Here is a 17,375-nt window from a genome sequence, read left to right on the forward strand (position 1 = left end):
AATGAAATTATTTCTGTGCGAAAAGCCGTCTCAGGCCAAAGATATTGCCCGGGTGATCGGCGCTCATCAGCGGCGGGATAATTTTTTTCAGGGAAATGGCGTTCAGGTCGCCTGGGCAAGAGGTCATCTGCTGGAGCAGGCTGAACCGGAGGCTTATGGCGCACAGTTTGCGGCCCCCTGGCGGCAGAGTGCCTTACCCGTTATTCCTGAACAGTGGAAAATGGTGGTTAAAAAAGACGCGGTTTCGTTGTTTCAGACCATAAAACAGTTGCTCAGTCAGGCGACGGAAGTGGTGATTGCCACGGATGCGGACAGGGAAGGGGAAGTGATTGCCCGTGAATTACTGGAGGCCTGTCATTACCGGAAAAAGGTACAACGTTTATGGTTGTCTGCACTGGATGAGGCGAGTATCAGGCAGGCATTAAATAACCTGTTACCCGGCGAGAAAACGGCCTCTTTATATTCAGCGGGATTAGGGCGGGCCAGAGCAGACTGGCTTATCGGTATGAACATGACGCGTCTGTTTACCCTCAAAGCCCGGGAACTGGGGTTTGGTGGGATATTGTCGGTCGGACGTGTCCAGACGCCGACACTGGCCCTGATTGTCCGGCGGGAAAGAGAAATTACGCACTTTGTTTCCAAACCCTTCTGGCGGGTGACCGCCTCGTTGCAGCATCAGGGGATCATTTTTCAGGCTCACTGGCGACCTGCCTCGCAGTATTGTGATGATGAACATCGTTGTATTCACGTTCAGGCCGCTCAGGCCGTAGAGCAACTGTGCCGGCAGGCAGGGAAAGCGACGGTGTGTACAGTGAATGAAACGAAAGGAAAAGCCTTGCCGCCGTTGCCGTTTGATCTCGGGACACTTCAGCAGGCGGCCTCAAGGCGTTGGGGGTATTCTGCGGATAAAGTGCTTGAAATCGCACAAAGTCTGTATGAAAAACATAAGGCCACCACGTATCCCCGGACGGACTGCGGGTATCTGCCGGTGTCCATGCGTGCCGACATACCGGTTGTTTTAGATGCATTATCACAAAGCGATCCGGCCTTACAGAATGTGCTGGCACAATTGCAGCCGGCGCGAATTTCCCGGGTCTGGAATGATGCAAAAATTACGGCTCACCATGCGATTATACCGACCCGGCAGACACCTGATTTGAACGCCATGAATGAGGCTGAACTGAATGTCTATAAACTTATCCGTGCCCATTATCTGGCGCAGTTTTTGCCGGATCAGGAATGGGATGCAACAGAGGTGTTTTTAGATATAGGCGGACAACAATTTGTTGCCAAAGGGAAAGTCGAAAGAGTGAAGGGCTGGTCTGTATTATTTGTGAAACATGAAGACGATCCGCCAGTAAAAGAAGAGGCAGAAACCGGGCTGGAAGCCGGAACAGAAACATTGCCGTCCCTTCACGAAGGTGAATTCTGTGTGGTACAGGAGGCAAAGGTTGTACAACTGGCGACCTCACCACCGAAACCGTATACGGATGGTACATTGATTGCGGCCATGAAGAATGCGTCCTCCTTTATTACCGATCCGACATTAAAAAAAGTCCTGAAAGAGAATGCGGGGCTGGGGACAGAGGCAACCCGGGCAGGGATCATCACCACGCTGGAAAACAGGAAATTGATTGTCAGGCAGAAAAAAACACTCCGGGCGACAGACACCGGTTGTCAGCTGATTGATGCCCTGCCGGCAGCCTGTACAGATCCGGGAATGACGGCGTTATGGGAACAATCACTCGAGCAGGTTGCACAGGGAAATCTGTCTCTGGATGTGTTTATGCAAAAGCAAATCAGCTGGTTGGCACATCTCATTAAAAAAGGCGGGGAAATGCCGCTGGCGCTGGATCTGCCACCGATGCCATCCTGCCCGTCGTGTCATGGAAAGATGGTCTTACGGGAGAGCAGTAAAGGCCGTTTCTGGAGTTGTCAGCGTTATCCGGATTGTAAAGGGAGTGTACCATTACCGGAAAAAATGCAGGGGGTTACCCGGGGGATGAATAAAAGAAAGAAGGCCGTGAAGAAGAGCATAACAGGACTCTTTACCTGAGTGATAATTACCGTTAGCATAGCTGACGCTAGGGAAAAGCCCCCCGTCATTGCGGCAAAGCCGTAGCGGAACAACTGCGGTGGCGACAATGAGAAAGTCTGTCTGTCAGCAGGACAGACTTTAAGGCGCATCAACCTCATGAAAACCGCGCCGGAGCTGGTTGAACTCCTGAGGTTCTTTTTAACATCACAGAGTGGGCGGCACTGTCAGGCGTTATTAACCGTAACGCCTTTTTTATTTGACAAAAAAGTTATTCATCCATGTGACTGAGTACCTGAATCACCCAGTCCGGGCAGGGCCGGGCGCTGTTTTTTTCCGGTGGGCATAACCAGGATTTTACCGCCCTGACAGAACAGGGCCTGCCTGTTGTCTGCTGAATGAGTTGAGCCAGGTCTTTTTGTGTCAGATGATGTTGCTGTAACCAGACTTTCAGTTTGTTTCTGTTATCCATTTTATTCTTCTGTGTTTATCCTTTTCTCTCTGAACTGCTTTTTTACTTGACAAATAAAAAAAGCAGATTAATCCTTATTCTGCTTATACCGTTGCTTAATGCAACATTGCCAATGCTTCAGTTGTCTGAGAGAAGCGCCTACGGGTGACAACGATGCCAATGTTCCGGCAATCTGAGAGGAACGCCTACGGGTGATTGCCACTGCCAATCCTCGGGTCATCTGAGACGGGAGCCTACGGGCGATGACAGAACTCCGTTCGTCCTTGAAATTGACGGAGGGTGATAACAGAATAGCGTTATCATCAGGATCATCTTATACAACGCAAGTCGTCAGTTCGGGAGCGTTCCTGTTACTGACCCCGGTGGGAAACACGTTCCTGCCGAGACGATGTTTCTCATTTTTTTACCTTTTTTATCCGATGGAGAAACATCATGACCAGCAAAAATAATACAACATCTGAAAATAAATACTTTAATCTGCATGTGAACGGGATTGGGTATTTATCGAATATCCGTCAGGTTAACGGCCCTAAAGGGCAGTTTTTAACCGCAGTGATTAATGCACTCAGTGGACCGGCTGATAACCCTGTGTATGTTCGTTTTGATACGACCGTTGTCGGGGAGAATACGGTCTCACTGGTCAGACGGTGTATCAAAGCGGTGGATGAGGACAAAAAAGTCCTAACCGGGTTTACATTAAGTAACCTGGCTTCCGATATTTTCACCCTGACAAAAGGTGAGCATGCCGGAGAACAGCGGGTCAGCCTGAAAGCCAGGCTGCTGAATATTGACTGGATTAAAATCGGTAAAGAAGTGGTATATAAAGCCGAGAAACACCAGTCAACACCACCAGAGACTGAACAGCCGGTATCCAGAGAGTATGTGGCTGATTCTTTTTAGTCATTAATAAGGAGTTTGCTGTGACTAAAAATACACAACAACCGGTACATGATGCGTTATTCAAGCAGTTTTTAACGCATCCTGAGAATGCCCGGGATTTTTTCTCGGTGCATTTGCCGGCCAACATCCTGCCTTTGTGCGATTTAAGTACACTGCGCCTGGAGCCGGCCAGTTTTGTGGAGCGCCGTTTACGTCAGCTGCATTCGGATGTGCTGTATTCCGTGCAGATGACGGAAGGGGAAGGGTATATCTACTGCCTGATCGAGCACCAGTCAAAACCGGATCGGTTAATGGGTTTTCGTCTGATGCATTATGCGATGTCAGCGATAGCGCATCATCTGAAAAAATCGCCGGCGGATAAGACCCTGCCGTTGGTGGTGCCGTTTCTGTTTTATCAGGGCAGTGTTTGTCCTTATCCGTACAGCATGAACTGGCTGGACGGGTTCGCCGATCCGGCGCTGGCTCAGCAGCTGTATACCCGGTCGTTTCCGTTAGTGGATTTGAGTGTGCTCAGTGATGAGGAAATCCTGACACACAAGGGTATTGCCCTGCTGGAGCTGGTTCAGAAACATATTCGGACCCGCGACGGTTTAATGGCGGTATTGCCGATAATCGCGCAGATAATTAACTCGCAACACAATACGGTTGACCAGGTGAGGAGTGTGATAGAATATATTGCCTATCAGGGGTATATTCTGGATGAATCCCGCTTTTTCAGCCAATTGATTGCACTGTCACCGGAGTATAAAACGATGCTGACAACGATTGCAGAACAACTTGAGCAAAAAGGTATCGAAAAAGGTATCGAAAAAGGTATCGAAAAAGGTATCGAAAAAGGTATCGAAAAAGGTATTGGCCTGGGTGTTGAAAAAGTCGCCCGCTCATTATTACAACAGGGGGTTGATCTGAACATTATTATGCAATGTACCGGACTGACCCGGGAAAAGATTGAGTCATTAAAACATTAATCTTTTCTGTTTTTACTCTCAAATGCCGGCATGACTGCCGGCATTTTTTATGCCCGCCGTTTTCTTTTTTTTTTCGGAAAACTAATTTCTCATTGAGAGCACTTGCTTTTCTGCGCACAGTGTGCCTGTGACTTTATTTTATTAACACAGGACAGAAAATGCGTATGAAAATTCTCCCGATATGTCTTGCCCTGACCTCACTGCTGTTGGGGGGCTGTGCAGATAAACCCTCCCGGCCTGCTGAACCGGTGGCTGATAGATACCGCGATTCTGGTCAACACCGGTCATGCCCAGCCGGTACTTCCGGACCTTTATCCATCAGCTGGGGCTGGTACAGTTACTGCCGGTGGGCGGACGTTATCAGGGGCGTACGGTGACGTTGCGCCTACCATAAAAGAGATGCCGTGATGAAAAACATAAGATTTGTGGTTTTACTGAGCGGGTGTCTGATGACAGCGCCGCTGACAGCCACACAGTCTGTTTCCGGGGGGCAGATTGGCAGATTGAGGCGGGGAAATCGGCTAAGAGTCAGACTCAGTCATTGCAGTATGAGGCGCAGGAATGGGGACTGAGTGCGGAGGAGTATGCCCGTTTTGAAGCGCTGATGAAAGGGTGGCGCGGTATTCAGTCTCTCGGCCTGGATCCTCTGACGACACTGGGCATTGAGGCCCGGTCAGATGAGGAGCGCTGTCGGCTGGCTGAAAAGTGGGTACAGCAGGAATTTGCCTGGGCAGAAAAAGAGCTGGCGTTTCAGCGGGAAGTGGATGCAGCCTAGAAACGGCTTTATGGTCAGATATTATCGGTCAGTCTGGGAACAGCCGGCTGAATCCGGTCTGTATTCTTTTTATTTAAATCAATTACACCTGTTAATCGATTAATAATATTAGTCGGAATAACTTTATCTTTATTAATAATAGCGAATACAGGCTGTCCAAAGCTATTTTGTTCAATAAAATCGAGCCTTCCATCTTGAATATTATCAAGTGAAATAATAATTGCGGCAATATAAGAGAAGTCAGTATGTAGAATATTAACATATTTACGATGAGTTGAAATAGAGTCAGACATATCATAGCTGACTGCGACTTTATAATTTTTCATTTTTAATTCCTTTTTGGTAAAAAATCTTGCTGAAATATTAAGTGAAAATATTTCATTTATTTATATTTATGTCATCACGGATATAAAATAATGTTATAGGTTGGTGGCTTTTATAATTTTAGTAATCTTTTTTTTAGCAAAATGACTAGGAATAAAAGCTGTTTAGCTGCACATTACTGTGCATAAAAACCAAGGATATGAATGTTCAATAAGAGCTCGTTATAACCACATTAAATGTGATATATAATGATAAAGAGATTGACTATCCATTTGATGAAAATATGCAAACCACGTGATAGAAGCCAATAGAGAGATTATCTTTGAGCGCTGAAAAGATTAAAACTAAAACATGAGAAATGTGAAAGCATCATTATATGTGTAATAAGTTTTATATGTGGTCAAAATCGGTTATTATTTTCTATTTTTGCATTCATTAATTGTTAAGGTATATATAACAACTATAAGTTATATGTAATTAAATATCCGAATTATACTGTGATGCAGATCAAGGTATATCATTTAAAGAATGATTTTTCTTTAATTCATATATTTATTTTTTGTTATTTGTTGTTTTCTTTTTAACAAAAGAATAGGTGATTAATATAGTCGCCAAGTCTATGTTATAAATATTAATACAATGTATTTATGGTGCCTTTCCTATAATTAAAGATTATAAATTATTATCATTAATGGTTGCATTAATATATATTTATTTTCTAAATAATTATTTTAAAGTTTTTTAAATTTGCTTATATAGTCATTAAGATTAATAAAATATACTTTGAAATATATTCTGTATTACCTATTCCCTTCTATATCAATATAAATGAGTTTTACAATCAGTATAAATTGTTAAAAATGATCGTTAAAAACGATTGTTATGTTTATATTGATGGTTTTAATCTATCAAAAAAATACATTATCGATCAATAATAACATATTAACATAATTTATTTTTAGAAAGAAAATTATATCCATTAATTATATTTTAATTACATGAGGTTACATTTTAATAAATAATAAGTTTGTAATTTCAAATAAAGCTTCCGTATTTTTCATGTTGGTGAATGTTATTAATTTTTTATTAAATAATGGCGTTTATATTTAATAATTTTAATAGAGTAGCACCTGTTTTTTATAGTTTTAATATATAAATTAAGGATATAAATACCCTCAATGAAGTTTATAGATTGATTTTTATGTTAGTAACCAAATAATGAAATTTAAAAATAATATTGCTTTAAGTACGGTACTGTCTGTTGCTATTTTTAACTCAGCAATGGCATATGACGGTACAATTAGTCTTACTGGATGCACTACTGGACAAAATGGATCTAGTAATGTGAAAGCTTTTTTTGAACCCGGAGCTAATACTGACTTTAATACGAACAAACTAAAAAATGCAAGCTCTGACGGAGCACAAAATGTTCAAATTCAGTTATTAAATAACGATGGTACTACTGCTATTCAATTAGGGAAAGACTTTGTCGGACAGGATGTCCATTCAGAAGCTATTAATAGTGACGATGAAGCGACACTACGCTATATGGCCCAATATTATGCTACAGGAAAAGCAATTGTAGGGGATGTCATTTCTAGTGTTAATTACACTATTGCCTATGAGTAATAAATAATAATCGTGCGTTTTTATTATCATTATTTACAAGGCAGCTCATCTGCACTGCTTTGTTCGGAGTTTCCATGAAAAAACTTTTCTTTTTCATGATGGCCGGCTTATTTTCTGTGTCAAGTTATGCTAATGTTGGGTACCTGAGTTATTTATCCTGAAAACTAGGAAGGTATTAATATTAAAATTAATAATGATGAATCTACTCCATCTTTAATTCAGTCCTGGATTGATACTGGTGATGCCAGTGTTGCTCCAGACTCAGTCAATGTTCCCTTTATTATTACTCCGCTTATATTTCGTATAGAACCTCACACAGGGCAAACATTACGAATTATGTATACGGGTGAAGCACTGCCTAATGATCGTGAATCAATTTTTTGGCTAAATATACTGGATATTTCAGCTAAACCTAAATTTGAAAATAAAAATAATTTAAATGTAAACTCAAATTATCTTCAACTCCCGATCCATAGTCGCATAAAGCTATTCTATCGTCCAGAAAAACTCACACGTTCTCTCAGTGAGGCCTATAATTCTGTTATATGGCATATTGAAAAACAAGGAGCAAAGGCCTTTCTTTGTGCAGATAATCAAAGTCCTTATTTTATTACTTATAATCATATTACTTTGATTCAGAGCAACTACTCACAATCAATTAATCCAGTAGATATGGTTGCTCCTTATTCTTCAATACGCCTTCCTATACATGGAAATATGTCGGGATATGGAAAAGTGAAGTGGACAGTTGTTAACGATTATGGTGGGCATGAATTAAGTGAGTCAGCTCTGAAATAAGGATAATATTTATGAAATATTGCACTTAAACTGAACATCATTCATTCCTGCCTGCCATATTTATTTCACTGGGAGTTTTTTCCATGGACACAGTGGCTATGGAATATGCTGAATTTGATCCCAGTTTTTTACAGCATACTCAAGGGAAGACGACGTTAGATATTCATCGTTTCAATCAAGGAAATCCAACTCCAGCAGGAAAGTACTATGCTGATGTTTATCTTAATAATAAATGGAAAGGGCTCTGCCTTAGTGTTTCTTACGCCATTTGTCACATTAACATTTTTGGTGTTTACACCTGAAACCTGGGTACATGGAGCAGATGCTCATACTGAGTTTCCTTATCTTTCCGGTGCGGGAAGGTTAGTTCTGAAAGATACTATGATGATAGCAGCAGGATTTGTTGCAATGGTACATTCTGCAAGGTGTATCACTAAAAAGTAGTGAACACTATCATTTATCTGATTTTTATTTTCTAGTATTATATGAGGTTATCGCGTCGTGGAGGGGAACTTTCCCCCTCCACTCCCACGGAGCCGGACGTGGCAGTATCCCGTCATCTGGCTCTTGTAGTTGACTGGTAACATCGCGTACAAATAGTCCAGTGTGCAAACAAACTGAGTTTAACATTCCGGATCCTGTCTAATCATTCATACGCTTGAACCAGACTACCGTGTCCCCTCTTGTATTTACGGGTAACCCATTTAGCAAGGTACAGATCGATATGTCTGGCTATATAATCCATTACTGATTGACAAAAGCGTCCATAGTACAATACCCACGTAGCCTGAGATTGAGCCAACGTACCATTGTATCCAGTGATAACGGTGCTCTGTGGCTTCAATCCTAACCCCGCACTGTCTGACGGATTGCCTCGCAAAAATGGACAATGCCGCTGAGGAACTGGCGTATAGTAATAGAGTCGCTTTATTGTCGAGTTCGGTGACCGCGACCGCTAGGATGGTCACTTTTGAAAAAGGCGTTTACACAGCATGGTAAACGGACTCGAAATTCTCTTACATATACTGAAAATTAATTACAGTAACCTATTCGTTATAACCTGTTTAAACCCACTCCAATTCGTTATTTATCTCACGTCTGATCATGAATATATAAAAATCGCGTATGTACGGTATGTCCGGTTAAAGTATTCAATGAAAGTGTCCTGCGTCGGCTTACCTGGCTGGATAAGATCCCGTTTTACTGCATGTTTTTCTGCCCATTCAGCCAGTATCAGTGAGATAAATTCTGGACCATTATTCATGTGCAGCATGATCGGGTAGCCGCAGTTTGCCGCGATCCTGTCGAGTACACGGATCATTCGCAGATCTGGCAGATTCAGAATGATTTTAATCGACAATGTCTCACGGTTAAAGTCATCAACTTTAACAGTCCGCCCGGTTTCAACCGACTTAATTACGGCGATGATCTGATGCTCAGTAAAACAGGCTTTACGCATAGCGATCTCCTTCGTTGGCAAATTAATTATGCGGGATACTTACACCGTCAACCCCAGTATGCAGAGGATGAAGCATCAGATCGGAGCATTGTCTGATGGTGCCATACACCAGATTTAACAATAACCCGTTTAATACGCCAAGCTGCAAAGAAGCAATTAAGTATTCTAAAACAGATAGTTAAAACTTAAACCTTATCTAGGACAGCCCAAATTTTTATTATTTTTTAAATAATCACTTGCTAATGATAATTATATATACATACAATGTGATATGTTATAACATAACAAAAAATGGCGGATAGTATGAAAAAATCTATTTTTAATTATACAACATTTTTTATTTCAATGAGTTATTCCTTATTTGCAAATGCAAGCCCTGCAATAAAATCAACTGAAAATCGGAACAATGAGGTATTAGAGGTCTATTCAACACCTTTGCATACTCCGCAAGAGAAAATGGCGATCCCCGTTTCTGTTCTGACACAAGAAGATCTACGCGCTAATCGTAGTGCCTCGATTGCTGAAACCTTAACATCCTTACCAGGTTTTCATGCCAGCTTTTTTGGTGGAGGCTCAGTTCATCCAGTTATTCGAGGAATGTCAGGCAATCGAGTCAAGGTATTACACAGTGGTAGTGATCTTATGGACGTATCCTCTATTGGTGCAGATCATACAATCACCAGTGAACCCTTTTTAAGTCAACGCATTGAAGTATTAAAAGGCCCTTCAACATTACTTTATGGAGGAGGCACAATAGGCGGTGCAATTAATGTTATTGATAGCAAGATTCCTATGTCAGTGCCTGAAAAAGGCTATGAGGGTGAATTGCATTATCAATACGATTCTGTTTCTAAAGGAAATACAGGATCAGTAGGATTAACGTTAGGAGAAAATAATTTGGCGCTTCGCCTTGAGGGTACTAAACGTTATCAAAGTGATTACAAACAACCAGAACCTTTACATCAAGGAGAAACTAGCCGTTTAGCAGGATCTTATCAAGATAACCAATCGGCAAATATTGGTGTATCCTGGCTTTTTGATGACGGTTATATAGGGATTGGTTATGGTGAACAACATCGTCGATATGGGCTGCCTGGTCATACGCATTTTCATGATCATGAAGATGATCACCATCATCACGCCCCAATTCGCCCTCCTTTAATCGGCCATCATCATCATAATCACAATCATGAATACCCTGATGAACAACATCAACATGGTATTCCTTATATTGTTATGGATAGCAAACGATGGGATCTTCGTGGTGAAAAAAACAATCCATTTACTGGTATTGAATCAATACGTTTCAGTGCGGTCAGAACCGATTATCATCATGATGAAAAAGAAGGAAATGAAGTCAGTACCTCATTTAAAAACAAAGGCGATGAATTAAGACTGACATTTACACATCAACCTATTTGGGGTTGGCATGGTGTTATTGGCGGGCAATTTAACCAGCGTGATTTTAGTGCTCAAGGAGAAGAAGCTTATGTACCGTCAACAAAAACAAAAAATCACTCACTCTTTTTATTAGAAGAATACCAATTAGGTGATTTTCGCTATGAATTAGGATTTCGCCAAGAGTGGCAATCACTGTTAAATAGAGAAACTCAAAAAAATAATAAGCAGAGTGCATCTTCTATTTCTGCTGGATTAGCATGGAATTTTACACAAGACTATTTTTTAAATTTATCACTTTCACACACGAAAAGATTACCTGTTGCAGAAGAGCTTTACGCGAATGGTGTTCATGCTGCAAGTCGAACTATTGAAAAAGGCGATCCTAATTTAACCGCAGAGGCTGCAAATAATATTGATATTGGAATAACTAAAGTAACAGGTGATATTCAATTCAATATGAGTGCCTATTATAACCGTATTAATAATTATATTTACGGTCAATTTACGGGGACTGAATTAAATAATGGCTATCGTTCATTACAATATGTTCAAAATGATGCACAGTTTAAAGGTATAGAAGGAAATATTGATTATTACTATAACCAAGATAGCTTAATTGGTATTTCTGGTGATTATGTTAGAGCAAATTTACTACACAATAAGGGAAATATACCAAGAATACCGGCTTATCGTTTAAGTACTTATATTAAACATAGTTTTACAGAAAACGTAATTGGACAAATTCGCATTGATCATTTTGGAAAACAGAATAAAACAGCAGACTATGAAACATCCACAGAGGCTTATAACACAGTTAGTTTAGGTAGTGAATATATTGGTTATTTAGATAACACAGATTATACCTTATACGCCAAGATTAATAATATCTTTGATGTAAAAGGGAAAGACAGCACCTCTTATATTAAAGATGAAATGTATTTACCTGGTCGTAATATTATCTTAGGCGCTACTCTTACATTCTAATATGAATATCATGAAAAAAAGTAAACTCTCTATTATTTTACTTATACTTTTGTCGTCTCCTTTATATGGAAAAGAGAATAATCAAGATAAAAGCCAAGAAAAAGAAACATCAAACGATGTTATTACTGTTAAAGCAACATCAATAAAAAACAAAGAGACATTCTCCTCTTTATTACTCAATAATCGAGAAGAGATAAAAGGAAAACAACTTGAACAAATAAAAACAAATACGATTGGTAATACCGTTTCAAAAGTTGCTGGTGTACAAGCGGAAGGTTTTGGCCCAAATGCGGCAAGGCCTGTTATTCGAAGTCTCTCTGGCAATAGAGTCGGGATTTTAGTTAATAATCTTCCGATTAATGATGTTTCATTTATTAGTGGGAATATGCCTATTCCTGTTGATATGAATAGAATTAACGAAATATCAATTAGTAAAAGCTCCGAAGCACTACTTTATGGTGGTAGCAGCAGTGGTGGTGCAATTCATTTGTGGGATGATCGAATAATGACACAGTTTCCTGAAAAAGCAATTTCAGGTGCCGTGACATTTAATGGTAGCACTAATAATGGTAACGGTGGATCAGTAAATATTAAATTCAGTAATAAAGAAAACTGGATTTTTAATCTTTCCGGTGCTACTAAACGAGTCTCAAAATATAAAATTCCAACACGCTCTAAAGTTGGTGCTTGCTATAGCTATCAACAGCTAAAAGACCACTCTGCATTACGTGATCAATGCCAAGTGGATATGAAAGTGTTTACTAGCCGTAACCCTGAAGCGTATCCTTACATTAGTGAGTTTTGGAAAAAATATCAGGTTGAATATGAGTTAAGCGAGGATGATAAATATACCTTTAAAGATAAGGACTATTTTTCAGGTATTGGTTATGTAGATAATGAACCTAACTTACGATATAAACCTGGTAGCCCCACATCTATTGAACATGTCACACCTCCAAAGCATTATGTTGAAAATAATAATAACGAAATTCCCAATAGCTTTTTAAAAAGCCAAAGTGGTAACGCATCACTCTCTTATATCGGAGATGACGGTTACTTAGGTTTTTCTGTCACTGATTTTCAAACATCGTATGGAGTGCCAGGCTATGCTTATCTCACAACTAAAACAACTCGAGAAAGGTATAAACCTGTTTCGGTTTCAAATAGTAATCGAAGAATAGATATACAAGGAAAACATGATCATTTAGCACCATTTTTAAGAGACAGTGCTTTTTATTATTCTTATTCTGAATCTAAAGATGAAGAGTTAGTCGGCCAAATTGCTTCATCGGTATTTAATACAAAAAGCCATCAGTTAGCTTTAGAAACTGCACATACTCCGCTATTTAATCGACTTAATGGTGCGTTTGGGATCAACGGTAATTATCGTGATCTGAAAACGTCTGGTTATGATGCTTATTTACCCAGTGTATTAACCAAAGAGTACGGAATATATTGGGTTGAATCGCTAAATTTATCTCCTTTTGAGCTCACTGCTGGATATCGTAAAGGTTACACTCAACATAATCTCAATATTCCAGCGAATTATAATCGTGGTAGAGGGCAAGGTTCTAATTTACAAAACCGTCATTTTGATACAAGTGCAAATACACTCGCTCTATCTTTTACACCAATTGATGAATGGACATTAAAACTACAACAAAATATTTCTTATCGAGCACCAGAAATTAATGAACTTTATACACATGGCCCTCATTATGCTTATTTAATTGAAGAACAAGGAAACAGTGAATTTAATACCGAAAAAAGCAAAAGTATTGAATTATCATCTGTTATTGAGATTGGCAATTTCTCTAATAAACTTAATTTGTATAAAACAGACTACAGTGGTTTTAAATTTAGACGATTAACGGGTATCAGTCGTGGTGCTGGTCCTGTTATGGAATGGGATGACACCGATCTTGAAACAAAAGGATTAGAATATGAATTTAAATATTTATATGAAATGCCTCATGATCACAATCTAACATTTACACTATTTGGTGATTTTGTCGAAAATAAAAGCAAAAGAAAACTGTTTATTGCAGGTCACTATTTGCCAAATTTACCTAATGAAAAGCATGGTATCAGTATTTATTACCAACATGATGAATTAACTGCATTTAGTAGTGCAACTTACTATAAAAAACAAAAAGAAAGCGGTGGGTTAATGTATGGTGGAGATATGGCCTTTCCTTCCTATACGTTAGTTGATGCGGGGATTGGCAAAAAATACCACCTTGATAAGGTAGATGTTTCGGTTGATTTTATTATTAATAATCTCACCGATACTGAAGCAAGACCTGCATCTTCTCAATTGAAATATTTAGTCCCATTACCGGGTCGAAATTATGGGATAAATGTCAAAATTGATTTTTAATATATTCTGATTTAATAAGATATAAAGTAAGTGAGGTACTCTATGGGTGCCTCTTTTTTTTATAATCATGCACAATTAACTTGAAGATGCATGTTTTAGGGCTCTATCACATTAAGGTAAGCACACCTGTTTTAATTCTAGACATTTTTTGAGATCTCGGTGCCAACAAGATGTTTCTATCAGTACCAATCCCCAATTCATTACCACAAATCTACTTTTCACCAATACGGAGTAAAGGGCGCTAAGTTCGGCTATGCAGGGACCGATTTTTCCTCCTGTGTGCTTTTTGTTCCCGTATCAGCTTCCGGTTAATCATTTCACGGCACAACCGGTCCCGTAAGGGTGAAGTGCACGCATGCTGCACCCTTGTGGGCCAGAACGATGCCGAGAAAGCGAACTGTCAGGCGATACGAAGATGAAAATCACATTACTGATGGAGAAAAAACTATGATCACTTCCTTGCATACTCAGACAAGTGCCTCTAACACCGCAACGGCGACCAGCGTATCCCCGCTGGACCCGTCAGGCTCCTCAAAAACGAAATTTTCCAAAACCAGAACCGATATTTATCAGATCGTTACCGACCTCATCATTACCACACTGGAAGTAGGCGTTAAACCCTGAGTGTGTCCGTGGCAGCGCGTACCGGGTATGTCCGGCATGCCTTCCAACTACGCTACTGGCACAGCCTACAGCGGGTGCAGTGAATCAGAATGAGGATTCAGTGATTCCTGCTGGATGACATACAAACAGGCTAGGGCAGAAGGTGCGCAAGTTCGTAAGGACTAGCACGGCATGACCGCCATTTTTTATACCATCCTGGAGAAGGAAAACGACACCGGAGAAATTGACCATATCCCGATGCTGAAAACCTTTGTCGTGTTTAATGTCGAACAAATTGATGGCCTCTCACTGACGGCAGATACCGTTGCCCCACAAGCGACGTTTGACGCGTTGCCACAGGCTGAAAATCTGTTCTGTAACAGCGGTGCTAACATCATTGAGAAAGGACAAAACGCCTTTTTCATGCCATCAACAGATGAGGTTTTGTTACCTGAACGTCGTTTTTTTCCGATGCCGCTAGCTTTTATGCCACGGATCTGCATGAGATTGTTCACTGGAGCGATGGCAAAAGTCGCCTGAACCGCGAAATGAAAGGAAGATTTAGCAGTGAAAATTATGCATTTGAAGAGTTGATCGCCGAGCTGGGAAGCGTGTTCCTGATGGCGGATCTGGGGATTGTCGGATAGGTTCAGCACGAAAGTTATATTGCTTCTTGGCTGAAAGCACTGAAAAACGATAAGCGCTATATTTTTAAAGCCGCCAGGCAGCATCGAAAGCGCATCGTTATATGATGGATAAGGTCTGAACAGAGGAATAAGACGCCGCAAAGGAATGCGGCCTTAACCTTATTTTTGGATCTGGCAGAGTGACATAGATTTCAATTTCCCTGCGAATGCGGACGGTAAAGAGCCCGCTCATCCTGCAAACTACATTTTTATACTGTTGATAATAGGGTATTCCTTAGTCATGGTAATAAGGCTCAGAAAGCCATATTTAGCTTTCCATAATGGAATATTATCGCCACCTTGAAGAATTCTTTGTTCCGGTTACAGAATCTGCATTTTTATTGAGAGCAAGGGATTTAACCTGCCACGGCGTGGTCAGATTAAGGATGTGGGCATAGAGCGATTTTTCGGCCATTAATTTGACGCTGATGCTTACTTTAAATTGTTATTATTTTTTGCCCACTTTTTTAATCTTCCATTCGCGTTGGTATAAGGCGAAGATGTATTAAATGAGATCATTCGGCCCATCGTCCATTTTTTGTATCATGGTTCACCATACAAAACATCATCAGTTCGTTCATCAATAAGCTTTTGTAGTGGTCAACTAAAACTGGCCACGGTTTTAGAGTTTTTTCGGTATCGGTTTTCCGATTCATTTGGTGGTAATCCACCGTTATATTCGTGCGGCCTGAGTTCGCTGTAATACCCGACGATATAACCCGTTATCGCTTGAGCAGCTTCACTGAAGCTGGTGTAGCCTGTCACCGGCATCCACTCATTTTTCAGACTCCTGAAAAAGCGCTCCATCGGACTGTTGACGCTCCTATGTCAAGAGCGGCGATTGGCATATGCGAGGTCCGATAAAATCAATGGATAGAGCTCACGGACGATGTAGCGTTTTAGGCATCTCAGGATCTCTTTAGTCGATAGCCCTTCACCAGTTCGTCTGTCGACATAGATTCTCGTGCGCGGATCGCTACGCATACGTACAAGGGCTATTGTCCACAGGGCATTGTTTGCTTCACGTGAGCCACCACGGTTTAATCTGTGCCTTACTGTTTTCCCTGATGATGCTGGCAGTGGATTTACGCCACAGAGCGATGCCAGGGCCGCTTCATTTTTTAAACGTTCGGGGTTATCACCCGCAACTGCCAGCAGTGTTGCAGCCGTCTGTGGCCCAACGCCAAACTGGCTACGAAGGTTACTGGCATACTTGCGGGTCAGTTTATCTAGTGATTCGTCTAGTTCATTCAACTCTTCAGTCAGGGCCATCCATCGTTTCGCAAGGCTTCGAAGCGTACTGCACAAGGCTATACGTAACGGTGAGTGCTCTGACACTTCGCTGTTAATGCAGGCAGTTACGCATTCGTGTGGTTTCGATTTCCAGAGTTTGTCGCGAACATCTTGCGGGGCACTAACCAGCAGTGCACGAAGCTGATTAATCGCCTGCGTACAGGCTTTTACTGCACTACGTCGGGCAACACTAATAATCCGGAGAGCCTCACATGCACCTGACTGCATTTTTGGTATGGCCTTGCTGCTCCCTGAAAGCACTGTCCGGGCTGCATTTTCTGCATCTAGTGGATCTGACTTCCCTTCAAGGCGGCGTTTTGAGCGATCTGGCCGGTTAACTTCAACAACATAAATGCTATTCTTGATGAGATAGCGTGTTAATGCGGCACCATATGTTCCTGTTCCTTCGATGCCTGCTCGTTCGAGGCTACCGAAAGAACGTGCCCAATCAAGTAGTTCCAGATAGCCCGCTTGATTTGTTTGAATAATGTGAGTTCCAAGCAGTTTACCTGCCTGACTGATAACAGCGCCGACATGAATATCAAGATGGGTATCGACACCCAGAATCACGGTTTCAGAAGATTGGCGGTCGTTTTGCATGGTTTGCCTCCAGATATTGGTAGCACAATCATCCCCATCGCAGGACAGGACACTCGGGATGCAGCACA

Annotated in this window: 12 protein-coding genes and 5 pseudogenes; 11 read left to right on the forward strand and 6 right to left on the reverse strand. The window is 41.0% G+C overall.

Annotated elements, in window-relative coordinates:
- Position 1 precedes the first annotated feature (1 nt).
- From M1F03_RS04330 to M1F03_RS04345, 4 genes are all read left to right on the forward strand, one after another.
- Positions 2-2,056 carry a DNA topoisomerase III gene (locus tag M1F03_RS04330; protein WP_004239734.1) on the forward strand — a complete coding sequence of 685 codons (2,055 nt, stop codon included), beginning with the start codon at positions 2-4 and terminating at the stop codon, positions 2,054-2,056.
- Positions 2,057-2,939: 883 nt separating this feature from the next.
- Complete coding sequence (locus M1F03_RS04335; protein ID WP_000202155.1) at positions 2,940-3,407, forward strand: STY4534 family ICE replication protein; 468 nt, start codon at positions 2,940-2,942, stop codon at positions 3,405-3,407.
- 20 nt (positions 3,408-3,427) lie between these two features.
- On the forward strand, positions 3,428-4,375 hold the full coding sequence (locus tag M1F03_RS04340; RefSeq protein ID WP_004239733.1) for an Rpn family recombination-promoting nuclease/putative transposase: 948 nt from the start codon (positions 3,428-3,430) through the stop codon (positions 4,373-4,375).
- A gap of 442 nt (positions 4,376-4,817) precedes the next feature.
- The gene (locus M1F03_RS04345; RefSeq protein WP_004239732.1) at positions 4,818-5,150 is read left to right on the forward strand and encodes an exported protein; all 333 of its coding nucleotides are present in this window, start codon (positions 4,818-4,820) and stop codon (positions 5,148-5,150) included.
- Between the two features lie 14 nt (positions 5,151-5,164).
- Here M1F03_RS04345 and M1F03_RS04350 read toward each other — a convergent pair whose 3' ends face one another.
- Positions 5,165-5,476, reverse strand: a complete 312-nt coding sequence (locus M1F03_RS04350) for an Orn/Lys/Arg decarboxylase N-terminal domain-containing protein (RefSeq protein WP_004239731.1) — start codon at positions 5,474-5,476, stop codon at positions 5,165-5,167.
- Positions 5,477-5,790: 314 nt separating this feature from the next.
- Positions 5,791-5,868: a leader peptide SpeFL gene (speFL, locus tag M1F03_RS20010; RefSeq protein WP_223310125.1), complete on the reverse strand. Its 78-nt coding sequence runs from the start codon at positions 5,866-5,868 to the stop codon at positions 5,791-5,793.
- An 824-nt stretch (positions 5,869-6,692) separates the two neighbouring features.
- Here speFL and M1F03_RS04355 point away from each other — a divergent pair.
- From M1F03_RS04355 to M1F03_RS04370, 4 genes and pseudogenes are all read left to right on the forward strand, one after another.
- Positions 6,693-7,103, forward strand: a complete 411-nt coding sequence (locus M1F03_RS04355) for a fimbrial protein (RefSeq protein ID WP_000669584.1) — start codon at positions 6,693-6,695, stop codon at positions 7,101-7,103.
- Positions 7,104-7,331: 228 nt separating this feature from the next.
- Complete coding sequence (locus M1F03_RS04360) at positions 7,332-7,901, forward strand: fimbria/pilus periplasmic chaperone (RefSeq protein WP_230458799.1); 570 nt, start codon at positions 7,332-7,334, stop codon at positions 7,899-7,901.
- Between the two features lie 98 nt (positions 7,902-7,999).
- Positions 8,000-8,203 (forward strand): FimD/PapC N-terminal domain-containing protein, encoded by a 204-nt coding sequence (locus M1F03_RS04365; protein ID WP_223302955.1) that lies wholly within the window; start codon positions 8,000-8,002, stop codon positions 8,201-8,203.
- A pseudogene (locus M1F03_RS04370) lies at positions 8,142-8,345 on the forward strand (DUF417 family protein); the annotation flags it as partial. The gene M1F03_RS04365 and the pseudogene M1F03_RS04370, both read left to right, overlap by 62 nt.
- 664 nt (positions 8,346-9,009) lie before the next feature.
- Here the strand turns inward: M1F03_RS04370 and M1F03_RS04375 are convergent.
- Positions 9,010-9,285, reverse strand: a pseudogene (locus M1F03_RS04375) (DDE-type integrase/transposase/recombinase); the annotation flags it as partial.
- A 378-nt stretch (positions 9,286-9,663) separates the two neighbouring features.
- Here M1F03_RS04375 and M1F03_RS04380 point away from each other — a divergent pair.
- The 3 genes and pseudogenes from M1F03_RS04380 to M1F03_RS04390 all read left to right on the forward strand — a co-directional run bounded on the left by M1F03_RS04380 (position 9,664) and on the right by M1F03_RS04390 (position 15,494).
- The gene (locus M1F03_RS04380) at positions 9,664-11,745 is read left to right on the forward strand and encodes a TonB-dependent receptor (protein WP_001351060.1); all 2,082 of its coding nucleotides are present in this window, start codon (positions 9,664-9,666) and stop codon (positions 11,743-11,745) included.
- Positions 11,746-11,755: 10 nt separating this feature from the next.
- Positions 11,756-14,125: a TonB-dependent receptor plug domain-containing protein gene (locus tag M1F03_RS04385; protein WP_004239729.1), complete on the forward strand. Its 2,370-nt coding sequence runs from the start codon at positions 11,756-11,758 to the stop codon at positions 14,123-14,125.
- A 447-nt stretch (positions 14,126-14,572) separates the two neighbouring features.
- Positions 14,573-15,494: pseudogene (locus tag M1F03_RS04390) on the forward strand (ArdC family protein).
- A 352-nt stretch (positions 15,495-15,846) separates the two neighbouring features.
- Here the strand turns inward: M1F03_RS04390 and M1F03_RS04395 are convergent.
- From M1F03_RS04395 to M1F03_RS04405, 3 genes and pseudogenes are all read right to left on the reverse strand, one after another.
- Positions 15,847-16,002: pseudogene (locus M1F03_RS04395) on the reverse strand (ClbS/DfsB family four-helix bundle protein); the annotation flags it as partial.
- 12 nt (positions 16,003-16,014) lie between these two features.
- Positions 16,015-16,230, reverse strand: a pseudogene (locus tag M1F03_RS04400) (integrase core domain-containing protein); the annotation flags it as partial.
- Between the two features lie 12 nt (positions 16,231-16,242).
- On the reverse strand, positions 16,243-17,307 hold the full coding sequence (locus M1F03_RS04405) for an IS110 family transposase (RefSeq protein ID WP_004239726.1): 1,065 nt from the start codon (positions 17,305-17,307) through the stop codon (positions 16,243-16,245).
- Positions 17,308-17,375: the final 68 nt, after the last annotated feature.

The organism is Providencia sp. PROV080, from assembly GCF_033688105.1.
GTDB classification, from domain to species: Bacteria; Pseudomonadota; Gammaproteobacteria; order Enterobacterales; family Enterobacteriaceae; genus Providencia; species Providencia zhejiangensis.

Bases quoted from the DNA above. Each gene is read 5' to 3' on its own strand.
- M1F03_RS04330 (WP_004239734.1), top strand. From the start codon at position 2: ATGAAATTATTTCTGTGCGAAAAGCCGTCTCAGGCCAAAGATATTGCC.
- M1F03_RS04335 (WP_000202155.1), top strand. From the start codon at position 2,940: ATGACCAGCAAAAATAATACAACATCTGAAAATAAATACTTTAATCTG.
- M1F03_RS04350 (WP_004239731.1), bottom strand. From the start codon at position 5,476: ATGAAAAATTATAAAGTCGCAGTCAGCTATGATATGTCTGACTCTATT.
- M1F03_RS04355 (WP_000669584.1), top strand. From the start codon at position 6,693: ATGAAATTTAAAAATAATATTGCTTTAAGTACGGTACTGTCTGTTGCT.
- M1F03_RS04365 (WP_223302955.1), top strand. From the start codon at position 8,000: ATGGAATATGCTGAATTTGATCCCAGTTTTTTACAGCATACTCAAGGG.
- M1F03_RS04380 (WP_001351060.1), top strand. From the start codon at position 9,664: ATGAAAAAATCTATTTTTAATTATACAACATTTTTTATTTCAATGAGT.
- M1F03_RS04385 (WP_004239729.1), top strand. From the start codon at position 11,756: ATGAAAAAAAGTAAACTCTCTATTATTTTACTTATACTTTTGTCGTCT.
- M1F03_RS04405 (WP_004239726.1), bottom strand. From the start codon at position 17,307: ATGCAAAACGACCGCCAATCTTCTGAAACCGTGATTCTGGGTGTCGAT.